This is a genomic window from Micromonospora sp. MA102 (assembly GCF_025460765.1).
Taxonomy (GTDB): Bacteria; Actinomycetota; Actinomycetes; order Mycobacteriales; family Micromonosporaceae; genus Micromonospora; species Micromonospora halotolerans.
The window spans coordinates 80,631-97,439 of record NZ_JAMWEG010000002.1 but is presented as its reverse complement, the minus strand read 5'-3'; the positions used below and the strand labels follow the sequence as shown (position 1 = coordinate 97,439).

The 16,809-nt window shown below is 73.8% G+C and carries 20 protein-coding genes and 1 riboswitch; of the genes, 11 read left to right on the top strand and 9 right to left on the bottom strand.

Annotated features, from left to right (window positions below):
• Positions 1 to 374: 374 nt before the first annotated feature.
• Positions 375 to 1,028 carry a C39 family peptidase gene (locus NFX44_RS03830; protein WP_262282086.1) on the top strand — a complete coding sequence of 218 codons (654 nt, stop codon included), beginning with the start codon at positions 375 to 377 and terminating at the stop codon, positions 1,026 to 1,028.
• Between the two features lie 58 nt (positions 1,029 to 1,086).
• On the opposite strand, the gene dusB is transcribed toward NFX44_RS03830, so the two are convergent.
• The 4 genes from dusB to NFX44_RS03810 all read right to left on the bottom strand — a co-directional run bounded on the left by dusB (position 1,087) and on the right by NFX44_RS03810 (position 4,782).
• Entirely contained in the window at positions 1,087 to 2,259 is a 1,173-nt protein-coding gene (dusB, locus tag NFX44_RS03825; protein ID WP_262282085.1) for a tRNA dihydrouridine synthase DusB, read from the bottom strand.
• Positions 2,260 to 2,310: 51 nt separating this feature from the next.
• Complete coding sequence (locus NFX44_RS03820) at positions 2,311 to 3,690, bottom strand: glycine--tRNA ligase (RefSeq protein WP_262282084.1); 1,380 nt, start codon at positions 3,688 to 3,690, stop codon at positions 2,311 to 2,313.
• Between the two features lie 113 nt (positions 3,691 to 3,803).
• Positions 3,804 to 4,298 (bottom strand): hypothetical protein, encoded by a 495-nt coding sequence (locus tag NFX44_RS03815; protein WP_262282574.1) that lies wholly within the window; start codon positions 4,296 to 4,298, stop codon positions 3,804 to 3,806.
• Positions 4,299 to 4,440: 142 nt separating this feature from the next.
• A complete protein-coding gene (locus NFX44_RS03810) occupies positions 4,441 to 4,782 on the bottom strand; it encodes an antibiotic biosynthesis monooxygenase (RefSeq protein WP_262282083.1) in 342 nt (113 codons plus the stop codon).
• A 27-nt stretch (positions 4,783 to 4,809) separates the two neighbouring features.
• Here NFX44_RS03810 and NFX44_RS03805 point away from each other — a divergent pair, with 27 nt between their 5' ends.
• From NFX44_RS03805 to NFX44_RS03770, 8 genes are all read left to right on the top strand, one after another.
• Positions 4,810 to 5,067 (top strand): DUF6703 family protein, encoded by a 258-nt coding sequence (locus NFX44_RS03805; protein ID WP_262282082.1) that lies wholly within the window; start codon positions 4,810 to 4,812, stop codon positions 5,065 to 5,067.
• A gap of 70 nt (positions 5,068 to 5,137) precedes the next feature.
• Positions 5,138 to 6,070, top strand: a complete 933-nt coding sequence (locus tag NFX44_RS03800; RefSeq protein ID WP_262282081.1) for a metal ABC transporter substrate-binding protein — start codon at positions 5,138 to 5,140, stop codon at positions 6,068 to 6,070.
• Positions 6,067 to 6,828 (top strand): metal ABC transporter ATP-binding protein, encoded by a 762-nt coding sequence (locus tag NFX44_RS03795; RefSeq protein ID WP_262282080.1) that lies wholly within the window; start codon positions 6,067 to 6,069, stop codon positions 6,826 to 6,828. Before NFX44_RS03800 ends, NFX44_RS03795 begins: the two co-directional genes overlap by 4 nt.
• Positions 6,828 to 7,700: a metal ABC transporter permease gene (locus NFX44_RS03790; protein WP_262282079.1), complete on the top strand. Its 873-nt coding sequence runs from the start codon at positions 6,828 to 6,830 to the stop codon at positions 7,698 to 7,700. Before NFX44_RS03795 ends, NFX44_RS03790 begins: the two co-directional genes overlap by 1 nt.
• A gap of 43 nt (positions 7,701 to 7,743) precedes the next feature.
• Positions 7,744 to 8,046 carry a metalloregulator ArsR/SmtB family transcription factor gene (locus NFX44_RS03785; RefSeq protein ID WP_262282078.1) on the top strand — a complete coding sequence of 101 codons (303 nt, stop codon included), beginning with the start codon at positions 7,744 to 7,746 and terminating at the stop codon, positions 8,044 to 8,046.
• Positions 8,043 to 8,435, top strand: a complete 393-nt coding sequence (locus tag NFX44_RS03780) for a Fur family transcriptional regulator (protein WP_151465202.1) — start codon at positions 8,043 to 8,045, stop codon at positions 8,433 to 8,435. Before NFX44_RS03785 ends, NFX44_RS03780 begins: the two co-directional genes overlap by 4 nt.
• Before the next feature lie 48 nt (positions 8,436 to 8,483).
• Positions 8,484 to 9,089 (top strand): hypothetical protein, encoded by a 606-nt coding sequence (locus NFX44_RS03775; protein WP_262282077.1) that lies wholly within the window; start codon positions 8,484 to 8,486, stop codon positions 9,087 to 9,089.
• A 9-nt stretch (positions 9,090 to 9,098) separates the two neighbouring features.
• Positions 9,099 to 9,266, top strand: a complete 168-nt coding sequence (locus tag NFX44_RS03770; protein WP_167537054.1) for a hypothetical protein — start codon at positions 9,099 to 9,101, stop codon at positions 9,264 to 9,266.
• Between the two features lie 39 nt (positions 9,267 to 9,305).
• On the opposite strand, the gene NFX44_RS03765 is transcribed toward NFX44_RS03770, so the two are convergent.
• The 5 genes from NFX44_RS03765 to NFX44_RS03745 all read right to left on the bottom strand — a co-directional run bounded on the left by NFX44_RS03765 (position 9,306) and on the right by NFX44_RS03745 (position 14,439).
• Entirely contained in the window at positions 9,306 to 11,252 is a 1,947-nt protein-coding gene (locus NFX44_RS03765; RefSeq protein WP_262282573.1) for an acyl-CoA dehydrogenase family protein, read from the bottom strand.
• 214 nt (positions 11,253 to 11,466) lie between these two features.
• Positions 11,467 to 11,970 (bottom strand): DUF6328 family protein, encoded by a 504-nt coding sequence (locus NFX44_RS03760; RefSeq protein ID WP_262282076.1) that lies wholly within the window; start codon positions 11,968 to 11,970, stop codon positions 11,467 to 11,469.
• Between the two features lie 89 nt (positions 11,971 to 12,059).
• Positions 12,060 to 12,809, bottom strand: a complete 750-nt coding sequence (locus tag NFX44_RS03755) for an SIS domain-containing protein (RefSeq protein WP_262282075.1) — start codon at positions 12,807 to 12,809, stop codon at positions 12,060 to 12,062.
• Positions 12,806 to 13,618, bottom strand: a complete 813-nt coding sequence (locus NFX44_RS03750; RefSeq protein WP_262282074.1) for an aminoglycoside N(3)-acetyltransferase — start codon at positions 13,616 to 13,618, stop codon at positions 12,806 to 12,808. Before NFX44_RS03750 ends, NFX44_RS03755 begins: the two co-directional genes overlap by 4 nt.
• Positions 13,615 to 14,439: an alpha/beta fold hydrolase gene (locus tag NFX44_RS03745; RefSeq protein WP_262282073.1), complete on the bottom strand. Its 825-nt coding sequence runs from the start codon at positions 14,437 to 14,439 to the stop codon at positions 13,615 to 13,617. Before NFX44_RS03745 ends, NFX44_RS03750 begins: the two co-directional genes overlap by 4 nt.
• 77 nt (positions 14,440 to 14,516) lie before the next feature.
• A riboswitch (TPP riboswitch) is annotated at positions 14,517 to 14,623 on the top strand.
• A 74-nt stretch (positions 14,624 to 14,697) separates the two neighbouring features.
• On the opposite strand from NFX44_RS03745, the gene NFX44_RS03740 reads away from it, so the two are divergent.
• Together NFX44_RS03740 and NFX44_RS03735 are read left to right on the top strand one after the other, a co-directional pair.
• Positions 14,698 to 15,288 (top strand): ECF transporter S component, encoded by a 591-nt coding sequence (locus NFX44_RS03740; protein WP_262282072.1) that lies wholly within the window; start codon positions 14,698 to 14,700, stop codon positions 15,286 to 15,288.
• Positions 15,289 to 15,389: 101 nt separating this feature from the next.
• Positions 15,390 to 16,805: an ABC transporter ATP-binding protein gene (locus NFX44_RS03735; RefSeq protein WP_262282071.1), complete on the top strand. Its 1,416-nt coding sequence runs from the start codon at positions 15,390 to 15,392 to the stop codon at positions 16,803 to 16,805.
• Positions 16,806 to 16,809 lie beyond the last annotated feature (4 nt).

The window sequence follows — 16,809 nt, the reverse complement described above, 5'->3', positions numbered from 1 at the left end:
GCACCCCGCCCCCGGGCGACGGCGACCGCCGGTCGGAATGACCGCCCCCACCGGTCGTTACATTCCCCCGGACCGCGCAGGTCCGAGCCGGTCGCGCCGGAGGGAATGACCTCGCGGCCCCGGTCGTTACATCCCCCGGACCGCGCATCACCGGTCCGAGCCGGTCAGCCAGGGAATCACCCCCGGACCCCGGTCGTTACATCCCCCGGGACATCGGGTCAGGGTCGAGGGAATCGCTTCCCCACCGCCGATGGTTACACCCCCGGACCGCCCGAGCAGGTCACCACCTTGATCGCCGGGCACCCCAAAGACTTTCCCAGCGGCACCCGCACCCCCTGCGTGTGCTGCTCACCCCCGACAGAGAGGCACTCATCATGCGTACCGATCTGCTGCGTAAGACCGTTCTGACCGCTGCCGGCTTCGCCGCCACCGCCGGTGGGATCGCGGGCCCCGCGGTCGCCGCGCAGGCCACGCCGGCCGAGAAGGCCGCCACCCAGGTCAGCACCGACCGTAAGGGTCACGGCGAGCGGGAGCTCGACGTCCGCTACGAGGCCCAGCCGAACTTCTACTACTGCGGCCCCGCCGCCGCCCGTAACGCCATCTCGGTGCTCGGCAAGAACATCGACGTCGACGCCATGGCCAAGGAGATGGGCACCACCGAGAACGGCACCAACAGCATCAACGACATCACCCCCGTGCTGAACAAGGAGACCGGCAAGCACTACCGGTCGGTGGAGATCCGCGACGGTAAGGCCGACGACAAGCAGACCGACACGCTGCGGGCTGACGTCGTCCGGACCGTGGATGACGGCCGCGCCGTGGTCGCCAACATCGCCGGCACCGCCACCGACACCGACGGCAACACCCACTCGTTCGAGGGTGGCCACTACATCAGCGTCGTGGGCTACCGCGACAACGGGAAGATCGTGACCATCGCGGACTCGGCCGACCCGAACATGGCCTCCTACCGGATGAGCGTGGACAACCTGGCCGACTGGATCGCCACCCGCGGCTACTCGGCCTCCTGACAAAGCAGCAACACGCGAAAGGGCCCGACCCCACCGAGGGGTCGGGCCCTTTCGCGTGTCAGCCGCCGGAGTCGTCCAGCTCGGCGCCGTCCGGCGGGGTGTCGTCGTCCCGGCTGGCCAGCCAGCCGTCGGGGAGGGCGACCTTGCCCGGGGAGTTGGTCCGGCCGCGCGGCTGGCCCAGGGTCTCGACCGGGAACGGTACGGCCGGGTCGAGCTTGCCGAGCAGGTCGTCGAGCTGGGCCAGGCTCTCGATCATCGCGAGCGAGCGCCGCAGCTCGCTGCCGACCGGGAAGCCCTTGAGGTACCAGGCGACGTGCTTGCGGAAGTCGGTGCAGCCGTCGCGCTCGCCCCGGGCCGGGTTGCGGGCGCCGGCCACGAACTGGTCGACGAGCAGCTCGGCATGCCGGCGCATCGTGGCCGCGACCTCGCCGAGGTTCGGCAGCCGCCGCTCGGTGCGGCCGTTGAAGGCGGCCTCCAGGTCGGCGAAGAGCCACGGCCGGCCCAGGCAGCCGCGCCCGATCACCACGCCGTCGACGCCGGTGTGGGCGACCATCCGCAGGGCGTCGTCGGCCTCCCAGATGTCGCCGTTGCCCAGCACCGGCACGTCGAGCGCCTGCTTGAGGGTGGCGATGGCGTCCCAGTCGGCGGTGCCCGAGTAGCGCTGCGCGGCCGTACGCCCGTGCAGGGCGACCGCGGCGACGCCGGCGTCCTGGGCGGCGAGGCCGGCCTCGACGTACGTCAGGTGGTCGTCGTCGATGCCCTTGCGCATCTTGACGGTGACCGGCACCCCGGCGGGCGACGCGGCGGCCACCGCGCCCTTGACCAGCCGGGCGAAGAGCCGGCGCCGCCACGGCAGGGCCGACCCGCCGCCGCGCCGGGTGACCTTGGGGACGGGGCAGCCGAAGTTCAGGTCGATGTGGTCGGCGAGGTTCCGCTCGACCACGATCCGCACGGCGGCGGCGGTGATCTCCGGGTCGGTGCCGTAGAGCTGGAGGCTGCGCGGGTGCTCGTCCGCGCCGAAGGCGATCATGCGGAGCGTCTTCGGGTTACGCTCGACGAGCGCCCGCGTGGTGATCATTTCGCAGACGTAGATGCCGCCGCCCTGCTCCCGGCAGAGCCGGCGGAAGCCGACGTTGGTGATCCCGGCCATCGGCGCGAGCACCACGGGCGGCCACACCTCGTGCGGGCCGAGGGTGAGCGGGCGCAGCGCGGGCAGGGTCGGGGCGGTCACCGGACAAGTGTACGGGGCCCCGACCGACCGGTCGGGGCCCCGTGACCAGCGTCAGCAGCCGGGCAGGCGCTCGATCAGGTAGCGCTCGACCTGGTCGAGGGAGATGCGCTCCTGGCTCATGGTGTCCCGGTTCCGCACGGTCACCGCGTTGTCGTCGAGGGTGTCGAAGTCGACGGTGACGCAGAACGGGGTGCCGATCTCGTCCTGCCGGCGGTAGCGGCGGCCGATGGCCTGCGAGTCGTCGAACTCGACCACCCACCGCTTGCGGAGGTCGGCGGCGAGCTGCTTGGCCTTCGGCGAGAGCGCCTCGTTGCGGGACAGCGGCAGCACAGCCACCTTGACCGGGGCGAGGCGCGGGTCGAAGCGCATGACGGTGCGCTTGTCCACGCCGCCCTTGGTGTTCGGGGCCTCGTCCTCGTCGTACGCCTCGAGCAGGAACGCCAGCACCGCGCGGGTGAGGCCGGCGGCCGGCTCGATCACGTACGGCACCCAGCGCTCCTGCTTCGTCTGGTCGAAGTACGACAGGTCGACGCCGGAGTGCTTGCTGTGCGTCGACAGGTCGAAGTCGGTGCGGTTGGCGATGCCCTCCAGCTCGGCGAACTCGGTGCCGCCGAACTGGAACCGGTACTCGATGTCGACGGTGCGCTTCGAGTAGTGGGAGAGCTTCTCCTTGGGGTGCTCGTAGAAGCGCAGGTTGTCCGCGGATAGGCCCAGGTCGAGGTACCAGTTCCAGCGCTCGGAGAGCCAGTACTCGTGCCACTCCTCGTCGGTGCCCGGCTCGACGAAGAACTCCATCTCCATCTGCTCGAACTCGCGGGTCCGGAAGATGAAGTTGCCCGGGGTGATCTCGTTGCGGAACGACTTGCCGGTCTGCGCGATGCCGAACGGCGGCTTCTTGCGGGCGACCGTCTCCACGTTCTTGTAGTTCACGAAGATGCCCTGGGCGGTCTCCGGGCGCAGGTAGTGCAGGCCCTCGTCGCTCTCCACCGGGCCCAGGTAGGTCTTCATGAGGCCGTTGAACATCTTCGGCTCGGTGAAGGTGCCCTTGTTGCCGCAGTTCGGGCAGTTCAGCTCGGTCAGGGAGGTCAGCGGCTTGCCGTGCTTGGCCTCGTACGCCTCTTCGAGGTGGTCGGCGCGGAACCGCTTGTGGCAGGACTGGCACTCGGTGAGCGGGTCGACGAACTCGGCGATGTGGCCGCTGGCCTCCCAGACCTTGCGGGCCAGGATGACCGCGGAGTCCAGGCCGACGACGTCGTCGCGCTGCTGGACCATGGTCTTCCACCACTGCCGGCGGACGTTCTCCTTGAGCTCGACGCCGAGCGGACCGTAGTCCCAGGCCGACCGGGTGCCCCCGTAGATCTCGCTGGAGGGGAAGACGAAGCCTCGGCGCTTGGCGAGGCTGACGACGGCGTCGATACGGTCGGCTGGCATGTTTCCTCCTACGCCGGCTGGCGGTCGGCGGGGGCGATGTGAGTGGAACCGGACGGTTCGGGACAACGGTACGACCACCGCGGTCCCGAGCCCAGCAGAATACCGGGGGCCGCTCAGCTCACCCCGCACACCTCCATGCCGCCGGTCTGCTGGTCGGGTGCCAGCGTGACGGTCTGCGCCTCCCGCCGGCCGCCGGCCAGGGTCACGTCCACCGGCACGGTCAGCGTGGTGGTGTCGACCTCGCCCACCCGGTAGCCGGAGACCTGCGGCTCGGTGGCCACCCGCTGCTCGAACTCCGCCCGGGACTCGCGCCGCCGGGCGTCGTCGCAGAGCTGGTCGTACGCCTTGGACCAGTCCTTGACGACGAGCGCCTGGTAGTAGTCGTCGGTGACGGCCCGGCCCTGCTCCTCGACGGCCTGCACGTTGCTCACGGCGAGCCCGACCACGGCCGCGCCGCCCCCGCCGCAGCAGAGCAGCACGGCCAGCGCGCCGACGCCGAGGCCGAGCCAGAGCCGGGCCCGGCCGCCCTCGGTGGGCGGCGCGGCGAACGGCGGGGCGACACCGGGACCGGGCGGCGGCGCGGGGACGCCCGGCTCGCCCGGTGACACCGGCGGCGGTCCGGGCGGCGGCGCGGGAGAGCCGGGGTCGGCCGGGGGTCCCGGCACCGGCGGCGCGCCGGAGGGCACGGGCGGGGGTGGTGGGCCGGCCGGTCCGGGAGCGGTCATACGCGCCAGGGTAGTGCCCCCGACCTCAGCGGTAAGGACCTGCGGCCCGATCACTGGCCGCCACGACGATCTCGCCGTCCGGGGCGGCACTGGCGAGCGTCTCGTACGCCGAGGGCTCGTCCACCGACCGGGCGAGCAGCGGCACCGCGGTGACCTTGACGTCGAACCCGCCGAGCGCCCGGCGGTAGGCCCCGACCGACTCCCACTCGGTGAGCAGGCACCAGTGGGCCGGGTCGTCCAGCGCCCGGAGCAGGTCGCCGCGCAGGTAGCCCGGGCGGGCGGCGAGCGCGGTGAGCGCCGCGTGCGCCTGCCGGGTGAACTCGTCCGCCTCGTCGGCGTCCACCACGAACCGGTTGGTGACCAGCACCAGGTTCCTCCTCGTAGAGTCTGTGGCATGCAGCGTACGCAGACTCCCGTGCTGTCCCGGTTGGCCCGGCTCAACCCGACGACGGTGTTCCTGGCCGCGCTGGTCCTGGTGCTGGTGGGGCTCTTCGCGCCCGGGGCGGCGGGCGGGCTGCTGCTGCTGGCGCTGGCCGCGGGGCTGGTGTGGCTGATGACCGTCACCTGGCCGGTGCAGGCGCCGGCCACCCGGGTGCTGCGGCTGCTGATGCTGACCCTGTTGATCGCGATCGCGCTGGCGAAGCTGCTCTGAGCGTTGACCTGCGCAGACATGCAATCATGCGTTTTTGACAATCAATTTCGTTATCGCGGACAGTAGTGACATGACCGTCCGCTCAGCCCGCGCGCTCGCCGCCGCCACCGCCGCCCTGCTCACCCTCGGCGGCCTCGCCGCCTGCTCCGGCGACGGCGGCGGGAGCGACCCGGACCGGGTCGACGTGGTGGCCGCCTTCTACCCCCTCCAGTTCCTCGCCGAGAAGATCGGCGGTGACGCGGTCGCCGTCACCAGCCTGGCCAAGCCCGGCGCCGAGCCGCACGACCTGGAACTCAACCCCCGGCAGGTCGGCCAGGTGGCCGACGCCGAGCTGATCGTCTACCTCGCCGGCTTCCAGCCGGCCGTGGACGAGGCGGTCGAGCAGAACGGCGGCAAGCGGGCGTTCGACGTGGCGGGCGTGCAGCCGCTGCTCGACGCCGCCGCGGGCGGGCACCAGCACGACGGTGAGGCCGGCCACGAGGAGAGCGGCGGCAAGGACCCGCACCTCTGGCTGGACCCGACCCGGCTGGCCACCGTCGGCGACCGGCTCGCCGAGCGGCTCGGCCGGGTCGACCCGGACCGGGCCGCCGACTTCACCGCCCGGGCCACGGCGCTGCGCGCCGAGCTGACCGGGCTCGACGCCGACTACGCCCGGGGCCTGGCCACCTGCCAGCGCCGGGAGATCGTGACCAGCCACACCGCCTTCGGCTACCTGGCCGAGCACTACCGGCTCGACCAGGTCGGCATCACCGGCCTCAGCCCGGACGCCGAACCCTCCCCGCAGCGCCTCGCCGAGGTGGCGGAGGAGGCCCGGGAGCACGGTGCCACCACCATCTTCTTCGAGACGCTGGTCAGCCCGAAGGTCGCCGAGACCGTCGCCCGGGAGGTCGGGGCGAGGACCGCCGTGCTCGACCCGATCGAGGGCCGGCCCGCCGACGGCGACTACCTCTCGGCGATGCGCGCCAACCTCCAGACCCTGCGGACCGCCTTGGACTGCTCATGACCGAACCCGTGATCCAGGTCGCACACGCCGCCGTCGGCTACGACGGCCGGGCGGTGCTGCGCGACGTCTCCCTGACCGTCACCGCCGGCGAGGTGGTCGCCGTGCTCGGCGCCAACGGCTCCGGCAAGTCGACCCTGATCCGCGCCGTGCTCGGCCTGGTGCCGCTGGGCGCCGGGTCGGTCACCCTCTTCGGCACGCCCCAGCGCCGCTTCCGGCAGTGGCACCGCATCGGGTACGTCCCGCAGCGGCTCGGCGCGGGCAGCGGCGTACCCGCCACGGTCGGCGAGGTGGTGGCGTCCGGGCGGCTGGCCCGCCGGGGTGTGCTGCGGCCGTCGCGGCGGGCCGACCGGGAGGCGGTCGCCGCGGCGCTGCGCGCGGTCGGGCTCGCCGACCGGGCCGGCGACCCGGTCGCCACGCTCTCCGGCGGCCAGCAGCAGCGCACCCTGATCGCCCGGGCCCTGGCCGGCCGGCCGGAGCTGCTGGTGCTCGACGAGCCGACCGCCGGGGTGGACGCGGCCAGCCAGGAGGCGTTCGCCACCGCGCTGCGGGACTTCCGCGACGGCGGCGGCACCGTGCTGCTGGTCGCCCACGAGCTCGGGCCGCTGCGCCCGCTCATCGGCCGGGCCGTCGTCGTCCACCAGGGCACGATCTGCCACGACGGCCCGGTGCCGGAGCCGGCCGGGCACCACGCCGATCCGGGCCACGACCACGTGCACCCGCACTGCGACGAAGAGCCCGCCGGGCTGTGGAGCATGTGATGGACCTCTTCCAGTACGACTTCATGCTGCGCGCCCTGGTCGGCGCGCTGGTCATCGGGCTGGCCGCCCCGGCGCTCGGCATCTACCTGGTGCAGCGCCGGCTGGCGCTGATCGGCGACGGCATCGGCCACGTGGCGCTCACCGGCGTCGGCGCCGGGCTGCTGCTCAACCGCTCCCCCGTGCTGGTCGCGGTCATCGCGGCCACGCTCGGCGCGATCGTGATCGAGCTGGTCCGCTCGCGCGGGCGCACCTCCGGGGACCTGGCCCTGGCGCTGCTGTTCTACGGGGGCATCGCCGGTGGCGTGATGCTGGTCGGGCTCTCGGACGCCGGCAGCGGCAAGCTCAACGCGTACCTCTTCGGGTCGCTGACCACGACGTCGCCGGCGGACCTGGTGACCATCCTGGTGCTCGGCGTGGCGATCCTGGTGACCATGCTGGCGCTGCGACCGGCTCTCTTCGCGGTCTGCCACGACGAGGAGTACGCGCGCGTCTCCGGCCTGCCCGTGCGGGCCTTGAACCTGCTCCTCGCGGTCGGCACCGCGGTGACCGTGACGATCGCCATGCGGGCGGTCGGGGTGCTGCTGATCAGCGCGCTCATGGTGGTGCCGGTGGCCACCGCGCAGCAGGTGACCCGGGGCTTCCGGGCCACCATGACGGCGGCCATGGCGCTGGGGCTGTTCGCGGCCGGTGCCGGCGTCTGGGTGGCCGCCACCGCGGACACCGCGCCCGGCGCGTCGGTGGTGCTGCTGGCGATCGGCTCGTTCCTGGTGGTGGCGCTGCTCGCGGCCGGCTGGCGGGCGCTGCGCCGGCGGACCCGCCCGGTTGCCGTGCCGGTGGTGGAGCCGCCGGAGCACGAGGTGGTGCTGCGGTGAGGCCGTCCGGGCCGGCGCTGCTGGCATTGGTTACCGTTACGGGATGACGGTCACGAACGGGTACGACGCCTTCGAGGGCGCGGGCGACCTGCTGCGCGCGCTGTCGGCGCCGATCCGGCTGGCGATCGTCAGCGAACTGGCCGAGGGCGAGCGCTGCGTGCACGAGCTGGTGGAGAAGCTCGGCGCCCCGCAGCCACTGGTCTCCCAGCACCTGCGGGTGCTGCGCGGCGCCGGCGTGGTGCGCGGCTCGCGGCGCGGCCGGGAGATCGCGTACGCGCTGGTGGACGAGCACGTCGCGCACATCGTGGCGGACGCGGTCAGCCACGCCGGGGAGGGGCCGTCGTGACCGAGGGGGCACTGCGCAACACCCGCCAGCGGAGCGCGGTGAGCGCGCTCCTGGCCGAGGTCGACGGCTTCCACAGCGCCCAGGACCTGCACGCCATGCTGCGCCAGCGCGGCGAGCGGGTCGGCCTGACCACCGTCTACCGGACCCTGCAGGGGCTGGCCGACGCCGGTGAGATCGACGTGATGCGCCCGCCCGGCGGCGAGCACCTCTACCGGCGGTGCAGCGAGGGCCACCACCACCACCTGGTCTGCCGGGCCTGCGGCCGGACCGTGGAGGTGGCCGGCCCCGCGGTGGAGAGCTGGGCCGAGCGGGTCGCCGCCGAGCACGGGTACGCGCAGGTCAGCCACACCCTGGAGATCTTCGGCACCTGCCCGGCCTGCGCCGGCTGAGAAAACCGACCCGTGCCCGGACGGCCGGGCCGTGGCACGCTGTCCGGCGTGAAGATCTACGCCGACCGTTTTCCGACCGCCCTCCGTCAGCTCCTCACCGATCTGCTCGTGGTCGTCTGGGTGTACGCGGCGATCCGCTTCGCGCTCTGGCTGCACGACCTCGTCGAGAAGCTCGCCGTACCCGGACAGAAGCTGGAGGGGGCCGGTGGCGGACTCGCCGACAACCTGGCCGACGCCGGCGGCAAGGTCGGCCGCGTGCCGCTGGTCGGCGACGAGCTGACCGGCCCCTTCACGAAGGCCGCCGAGGCCGCCCGCGCCGTCGCCGAGGCCGGCCGGGACCAGCAGGAACTGGTCGGCCAGCTGGCCCTGGCGCTGACCATCGCGGTGCTGGTCTTCCCGCTCGGTCTGGTGCTGTTCGGCTGGCTGCCGCTGCGGGTGCGCTGGATGCGGCGGGCCGGCGCGGCGAAGGCGCTGGCCGCCGCCCCGGCCGGGCGGGACCTGCTCGCGCTGCGCGCGCTCGCCGGGCAGCCCCTCGCGAAGTTGAACCGGATCGGGCCGGACGTGGCCGAGGCGTGGCGCCGCGGCGACGACGGGACCGTCGACGCGCTCGCCGCGCTGGAGCTGCGCGGACTCGGGCTGCGCACCGGCCGGTAAGGTGTGCCGGTGCTGTACTTCCTGATCGTCGTCGCGGTCCTGCTGCTGATCTACGCGGGCGTCCTGGTGAGCTTCGTCCGCAAGGGCCGCCGGATCCCGCCGGCCGCGTACCTCGTGCTGGCCGGCCTGAACGGCCTCATCCTGGCCGGGGTGATCGCCTGGGCGGTCGCCCGCTGACGGCGGGCCCCCGCCGCGTCCGACGGGGGCCTCCGACCGTCACGACGCGGGCGGGATGCGGCGGCGCACGTCCTGCGCCGTCGACGGGCCGGGCTCCCAGCGGGCCACCCAGGGCTGATCGGCGGGCGGGGTGACCACGCCCTCCTCGATCGAGGCGTAGCGGCCCGCGATGATCCGCTTCGCGGCGGCCACGTCCACCGAGTCGGTGTTCGACCACAGCCCGGTGACCAGCTCGTCGACGCGCAGCCGGGCCTGCCGGCAGAACAGGTCGGCCAGCTCGACGTTCTCCGGGTGCTCGGCGCGCTCGGCGACCGCCCGGACGCAGACCGCCGACATCGCGAACAGCTCCGCGCCGATGTCCACCACCCGGCCGAGGAACGCCTGCTTGCGCTCCATCTTCCCCTGCCAGCGGGACATCGCGTAGAAGGTGGACCGGGCCAGCTTGCGGGAGCTCCGCTCGACGTGCCGCAGGTGCCCGGCGAGCGGGCCGAACTCGTGGAAGGCCCCGGGCGCCTGGCCCTTGCCGACGGCCAGGGTGGGCAGCCACTTCGCGTAGAAGGCCCCGGCCCGCGCGCCGGCCCGCGCCTTGCGGCCCAGCCCGGCGTCCGGATCGATGATGTCGCCGGCCACCGAGAGGTGCGCGTCGACCGCCTCGCGGGCGATCAGCAGGTGCATGATCTCGGTGGAGCCTTCGAAGATCCGGTTGATCCGCAGGTCGCGCAGGAGCTGCTCGACGGCGGCCGGACGCTCGCCCCGCGCGGCCAGGGAGTCGGCCGTCTCGTAGCCGCGCCCGCCCCGGATCTGGATCAGCTCGTCGGCGATCTTCCACGCCATCTCGCTGGCGTAGAGCTTCACCAGCGCGGCCTCGATGCGGATGTCGTTGCGGTCGTCGTCGGCGAGCAGGCAGCAGAGGTCCAGCATGGACTCCATGCCGTACGTGGTCGCGGCGATGAAGGCCAGCTTCTTGGCGACCGCCTCGTGCTCGCCGACCGGCCGGCCCCACTGGACCCGGTCGGCGGCCCACTCCCGGGCGACGTTCAACGCCCACTTGCCGGCGCCCACGCACATGGCCGGCAGTGAGAGCCGGCCGGTGTTCAACGTGGTCAGCGCGATCTTCAGGCCCTTGCCCTCGCCGCCGATCACGTTCTCCTTCGGCACGAAGACGTCGTGGAACCGGGTGAGGCTGTTCTCCAGGCCGCGGAGCCCGATGAACTCGTTGCGCCGTTCGACGGTGATGCCCTCGCTGTCGCCCTCCACCACGAAGGCGGTGATGCCGCCGCGCCGTCCCTCCGCCGCCGGCACCCGGGCCATCACCACCAGCAGGGTGGCGACCGTGCCGTTGGTGGCCCACAGCTTCACCCCGTTGAGGCGGTAGCCGGTGCCGTCCTCGGTCGGCTCGGCCGTGGTGGCCAGGCGGGCGGGGTCGGAGCCGACGTCGGGCTCGGTGAGCAGGAAGGCGGAGACCTCGCCGGCGGCCAGCCGGGGCAGGAAGCGCTCCTTCTGCTCGGGCGTGCCGAACATCTTCAGCGGCTGCGGCACGCCGATCGACTGGTGTGCGGACAGCAGCGCGCCGATCGACGGGTTCACCGAGCCGGCCCGCATCAGGGCCCGGCAGTAGTGCAGGTTGCTCAGCCCGAGGCCGCCGTGCTTCCGGTCGATCTTCATGCCGAACGCGCCGAGCCGGGCCAGCCCCTGGAACACCTCGTCGGGGATGCGCGCGTCCCGTTCGATGGCCGCACCGTCCACCTCGGAGTCCAGGTACGCCCCGAACGCGGCCAGGAACTCCTCGGCCCGCGCCGCCTCCGCCGGATCGGTGCGGGGCCAGGGGTTGATCAGGTCGAGCTGGAAGCGGCCGAGGAACAGCTCCTTGCCGAAGCTGGGCCGGTCCCAGGCCGACTCGCGGGCCGCCTCGGCGACCTGCCGGGCCTCCTTCTCGGAGACCTGGCCGGCTTCGGTCGGCAGCGGCCCGGCCCCGCCCGTCGCCACGCCGGCCGGCTGCGGAGGATCGTCGATGGGCGCCACCCGCCCGGTCGGGCCGCCGTGTCCGGCGGGGTCGGGTCGGCTGTTCTGTGTCGTGGTCACGGCTGCCTCCTGGAGACCTCGGTCCGGCTGCGTCGACGTGCGACGAGAACGACGCTACCCCCGGGTGTTACCCAGGGGTAGCGTCGCGCGCACGTCCGATTTGGCGGGTCCGGGGCGGTCAGTCGCCGGCCAGCGATTGCGGATCGTCGTCCTCGTCGTCGATGTCGTCGTCACCCCAGTTGCGCCGGGCGAACGGCAGGATCACCCAGAAGGTCAGGAACCAGAGCCCGGTGATCGTGCTGAGCACGAACGCGATCGGGCGGTCCAGCACGAAGTCGGTGATCAGCAGGACCGCGCTGACCATCGAGATCAGCATGAAGCCGAGGCCGCCGCTGGCCATGCGGTGCGCGAAGCGGACCAGCTCCGGCTTGCGGCCCTGGCGGAACAGCGCCCGGTGGAAGGCGACCGGCGAAATGATCATCGCGGTGGCCGCGGCGGCGGCCAGCAGCGCGACGGTGTAGACGTCCCGCTGGAACTCGGTGGTCCGGGTGAAACCGTTGCTGAAGGGCAGGGTCAGCAGGAAGGCGAACAGGATCTGCACCCCGGTCTGCGCCACCCGCAGCTCCTGGAGCAGGTCGGCGAAGTTGCGCTGCCAGCGCTGCTTCTCGGTTTCCTTGGACACCCGCTACCTCCAGGGAAGACGGTACTGCCGGTGGGGGCCTCCCACCGGCAGCACAGCCTGTGCCCCGTCCGGCCGAGCGTGAAACCGGTTCAGGACCCGCGGCGGATGCGGCCCGCGTACCGGGCCTCCAGCTCGGCGTTGTGCTCGTCGCCGCCGGTGATGTTGGCGGACAGGTAGACCGGGGGCCGCTCCCCCGCCGCGAGCAGCCGGGCGACCACCTCGGTGACGATCTGCTGGGCCAGCAGCGCGGCGGTGATCGACGAGACCGCGCCGACCGCGCCACCACCGGGCAGCGGGAGGGTGGCGTCGCCGTACGGGGCGCCGTTGTCCAGCACCACGTCGGCGAAGTCGGCGAGCTTGCGCCCGGACGGGTGGCGGGACGTCATCCGGGCCGAGTGCCGCACCGAGGTGATCGCCACCAGCCCGTGCCCGCGCTCCTTCACGATGGCGGCGAACTCGACCATCGCCCCGTTCACCCCGGAGTTCGAGGCGAGCACGAACACGTCCTGCGGCCGGACCGGAGCCAGCTCGTAGAGGCGGTGCGCCACGGCCGGCTCGCGTTCCAGCTTCGGGCCGAGCACGTCGGCCGGCTCGCCGCCGTGCAGCACCAGGTCACGCAGGGCGATCCGGTTGGTGGGTACCAGCCCGCCGGCCCGGCCGGCGACCTCCATGGCGAGGGCCTCCGAGTGGCCGGTGCCGAACGCGTGCACCACCCCGTCGGCGCGCAGCGACGCGGCGATCAGATCCGCCGCCCGGGCCACGTTCTCCCGCTGGTCGGCGGCGACCCGGCCCATCGTCTCGGTCACGATCGCCAGGTACGCCTCGGCGCTCACCGTCATGCTTCCTCCGTCCCTCGCGGTCCGGCCAGCCACTCCACCGCGAAGTCGACCGCCGCCCGCTGCCTCATCAACCGGCCCGTCCCGTCGCCGACCGGCCCGAGCCGCACCGCGCCGGTGGTCTCCAGGTCGGCGCCGAGCCGGGCGAAACACTCCTCGTCCAGGCGCACGTCGTTCCACCACACCCACTCCCGGCCGCCGTCGGCGGTCAGCACGGCCGCGCCGCAGCGCTGCCGGGGCGGCGCCGGCTGCCGGTACTCCGCCAGATGCAGGGACGTGTTGCTGCCGTGGTCCACCCCGAGCAGCAGCACGTCGGCGTCGAGGTCGTAGAGGCGGGCCAGCGGAGAGGCCTCACCCAGCATGTCGGCCCGCCCGTGGTCGGCGACGATCCGTGCGGCGGCCGGCCCGAGCGCGGCGAACGAGACGTACGGGTGGTCGCTGCGTAGCGCCCCCGGCGAGGTGCGGACCAGCTCGGCCAGCGCGCCCATGAAGCGGCTCGGGGTCACCGCCGGGTCGAAGCCGGGCATCGCGTCGCGGATCACCGGCCACCAGTCCGCCGGCACCGGCGGGTTGCTCCACTCCGCCGGGTCGCTGTTGTCCGGCGTGTGGGTGGGCACCACCACCGTGCCGGCCGGGCCGAGCACGTCACGCAGGGCCAGCAGCACCGCCTCGGGGCCGCCGCAGAGGAAACCCAGCGGGCGCAGGGAGGCGTGCACGAGCACGGTCCCGCCGGGGCGTACGCCGAGGTCGCGGAGCTGGGCGGCGAGCGACGCCCGGGTGTGCGGCCGGGCCGGCGCGGGGCTCGGGGTCATCGGCCGGCGCGGGCGAGCACCGCCGCGGCCAGCGGGGCCGGCGCCTCGTCCGGGATCCAGTGGGTGACGCCGGGCAGCACCTCGAAGCGGTAGTCGCCGGTGACGTGGGCGGCGCACGCCTCGGCGGCGGTGCGGCCGATCGCCACGTCCCCGTCGCTCCACACGAACGTCGTGGGCACACCCACCGGCCCGACGGCCTTCATGTCCGCCCCGGTCATGGCCCGGTACCAGTTCAACGCCGCGGTCAGCGCGCCGGGCTCGCGCATCGGGTCGGCGTAGCGGGCCACCCGGTCGGCGTCGCCCACCCCGCCGAGCATCCGGCGCAGGGCCGCCGCGCGGAACGCCAGCAGCACCTTCTCCGCCTTGCCCGGCATGCGGAACAGGGCGATGTAGGACGACCGGGCCTTCTGCCGCGGGTCGGTGGCGAGCGCGTGCCCCATGGCCGCCGGGTGCGGCACCGAGACGGCGGTCAGCGTGCGGACCCGATCCGGGTGCGCGGCCGCGAGCCCCCACGCCACGATCGCGCCCCAGTCGTGGCCGACCAGGTGCGCGGTGGTCACCCCGAGCGCGTCGAGCACGGCGGCCGCGTCGGCCACCAGCTCCGGGATCCGGTACGCCCCGACGTCCGTCGGCCGGGCGCCGGGCGAGTAGCCGCGCTGGTCGAGCGCGTACGTGCGCAGCCCGGCGGCGTGCAGCGCGGGGGTCACCTCGTCCCACTCGCCGGAGTGCTGAGGAAAGCCGTGCAGCAGCAGCACGGGGTCACCGCCCTCGGGGCCGCCGGTGCGTACCTCGAACGTCAGCCCTCGCGCCTCGACCCGCATGATCGCCACCCTAACGGGCGATCGCCCTGCTGGGCCCGGGGGCGGGGTCGGTGCTAGCGTCTGCGACGAGACAACTTCACATCCGACAGGGGAGCGCACAGCGCTGAGAGTGCGGGCCGGTGCCCGCAGACCCTCGAACCTGATCTGGGTAATGCCAGCGCAGGGAGTTCGGTCGACCTCCAGCCGCGCCGCCGTCCGGTGACCATCGGGCGCGGCGTGCGTCTTCTCCTGGTTCCTCACCTGAACTGGGAGTCCGCCATGAACCACACCGACAGCAACCGCTGGCGCACCGTCGACATCGTCGTCGCCTCGGTGATCGCCGTCGCCTTCGGCGTCATCTTCTGGGCCTGGGGCCTGCTCTGGAGCGCCACGGACGCGGCCTTCGCCTTCTTCCCGCCCGCGCAGACGCTGATCTACGGCGTCTGGCTGGTGCCGGCCGTGCTCGGCGGCCTGGTCATCCGCAAGCCCGGCGCCTCGCTCTACTGCGAGCTGCTGGCGGCGATCGTCTCCGCGCTGCTGGGCAGCCAGTGGGGCGGCATCGTCATCGTGCAGGGCCTGATGCAGGGCGTGGGCGCCGAGCTGGCCTTCGCGGCGTTCCGCTACCGCGCGTACCGGCTGCCGGTCGCCCTGCTGGCCGGCGCGCTGACCGGCCTGACCGCGGCGATCTTCGACTTCGTCTACTGGAACAAGGCCTACGACCTGGTCGACTACCGCCTGCCGTACGCCCTGCTGACCATCGTCAGCGCCACGGTCATCGCCGGCGCCGGCGCCTGGCTCCTGACCCGCGCCCTGGCCAACACGGGCGCCCTGGACCGCTTCCCCGCCGGCCGCGACCGCGCCCTGGTCTGACGACGTTGATCATGAAGTTGACGGCGATGTCGATCTCTGAAACCGCCGTCAACTTCATGATCGGCCGGGCCGGGTGAGCCCGGAGAGGGGGTGAGGGAGCAGTGGGCGCTGTGCAGTTGCGCGGGTTCGGGTGGCGGCACGCCGGGCGGAAGGGCTGGGCGGTGCGCGGGGTGGACCTGCGCGTCGAGGCCGGGGAACGGGTGTTGCTGCTGGGCGCGTCGGGCGCGGGCAAGAGCACGCTGCTGGCGGCGCTGGCCGGGCTCCTGCCCGAGGACTCCGGCGAGCAGGAGGGCACCGTCGAGATCGACGGGCTCGACCCGCGCAAGGCCCGGGAGCGGGTCGGCATCGTCTTCCAGGACCCGGAGACCCAGCTGGTGATGGCCCGCTGCGGCGACGACGTCGCGTTCGGGCTGGAGAACCGGGGCGTGCCCGCCGACGAGATCTGGCCCCGCGTGGACGAGGCGCTGCGCCGGGTCGGCTTCCCGTACGACCGGGACCGGCCCACCGCGGCGCTGAGCGGGGGCGAACAGCAGCGGCTGGCGCTGGCCGGGACGCTCGCCCTGCGGCCGGGTCTCCTGCTGCTCGACGAGCCGACCGCCAACCTCGACCCGGCCGGCGCCGACCTGATCCGGCGGGCCGTCGCGGACGCCCTCGACCCCGACACCACGCTGATCCTCGTCGAGCACCGGGTCGCCGAGGCGCTGCCGCTGGTCGACCGGGTGGTCGTGCTCGAGCCCGGCGGCGGGGTACGCGCCGACGGGCCACCCGACGCGGTCTTCGCCGCGCACGGCGACGCGCTCGCCGCCGCCGGGGTCTGGGTGCCGGGCCGCACCGTGCCGCCCCGGCACGCCACCACCCCACCCGGGGACGTGCTGCTCACCGCCGACCGGCTCGGCCTGCCACCCCGGCTGGCCCCCACCGACCTTCGGGTACGCGCCGGCGAGGCGCTGGCCGTGCTCGGCCCGAACGGCGCCGGCAAGTCGACCCTGGCCCTGCTCCTCGGCGGCCTGCTCCGCCCCGGCACCGGTACGGTCGCCGCCACCCCCGCCCTCGCCGGCAGGGACGCGCGCACTCCCCCGCACCGCTGGCGGGCACCCGCCCTGGCCGGCCGGATCGGCTCGGTCTTCCAGGACCCGGAACACCAGTTCGTGACCGCCACCGTCCGCGACGAGCTGGCGCTGGGCCCGCGCCGCACCGGGCGGACCGGGGCGGCCGTGACGGCCACCGTGGACGCGCTGCTGGAGCGGCTGCGGCTGGACCGGCTGGCCGGCGCCAACCCGTACACCCTCTCGGGTGGGGAGGCGCGGCGGCTGAGCGTGGCGACGGCCCTGGCCACCGCGCCCCGCCTGCTGATCTGCGACGAACCCACCTTCGGCCAGGATCGGCGGACCTGGCGCGAACTGGTCGACCTGCTCGCCGACCTGCGCGACGCCGGCCACGGCGTCGTCGCCGTCACCCACGACGCGGACTTCGTCGGCGCGCTGGCCGACCGGACCGTCACCCTGGAGCGCCGATGACGCC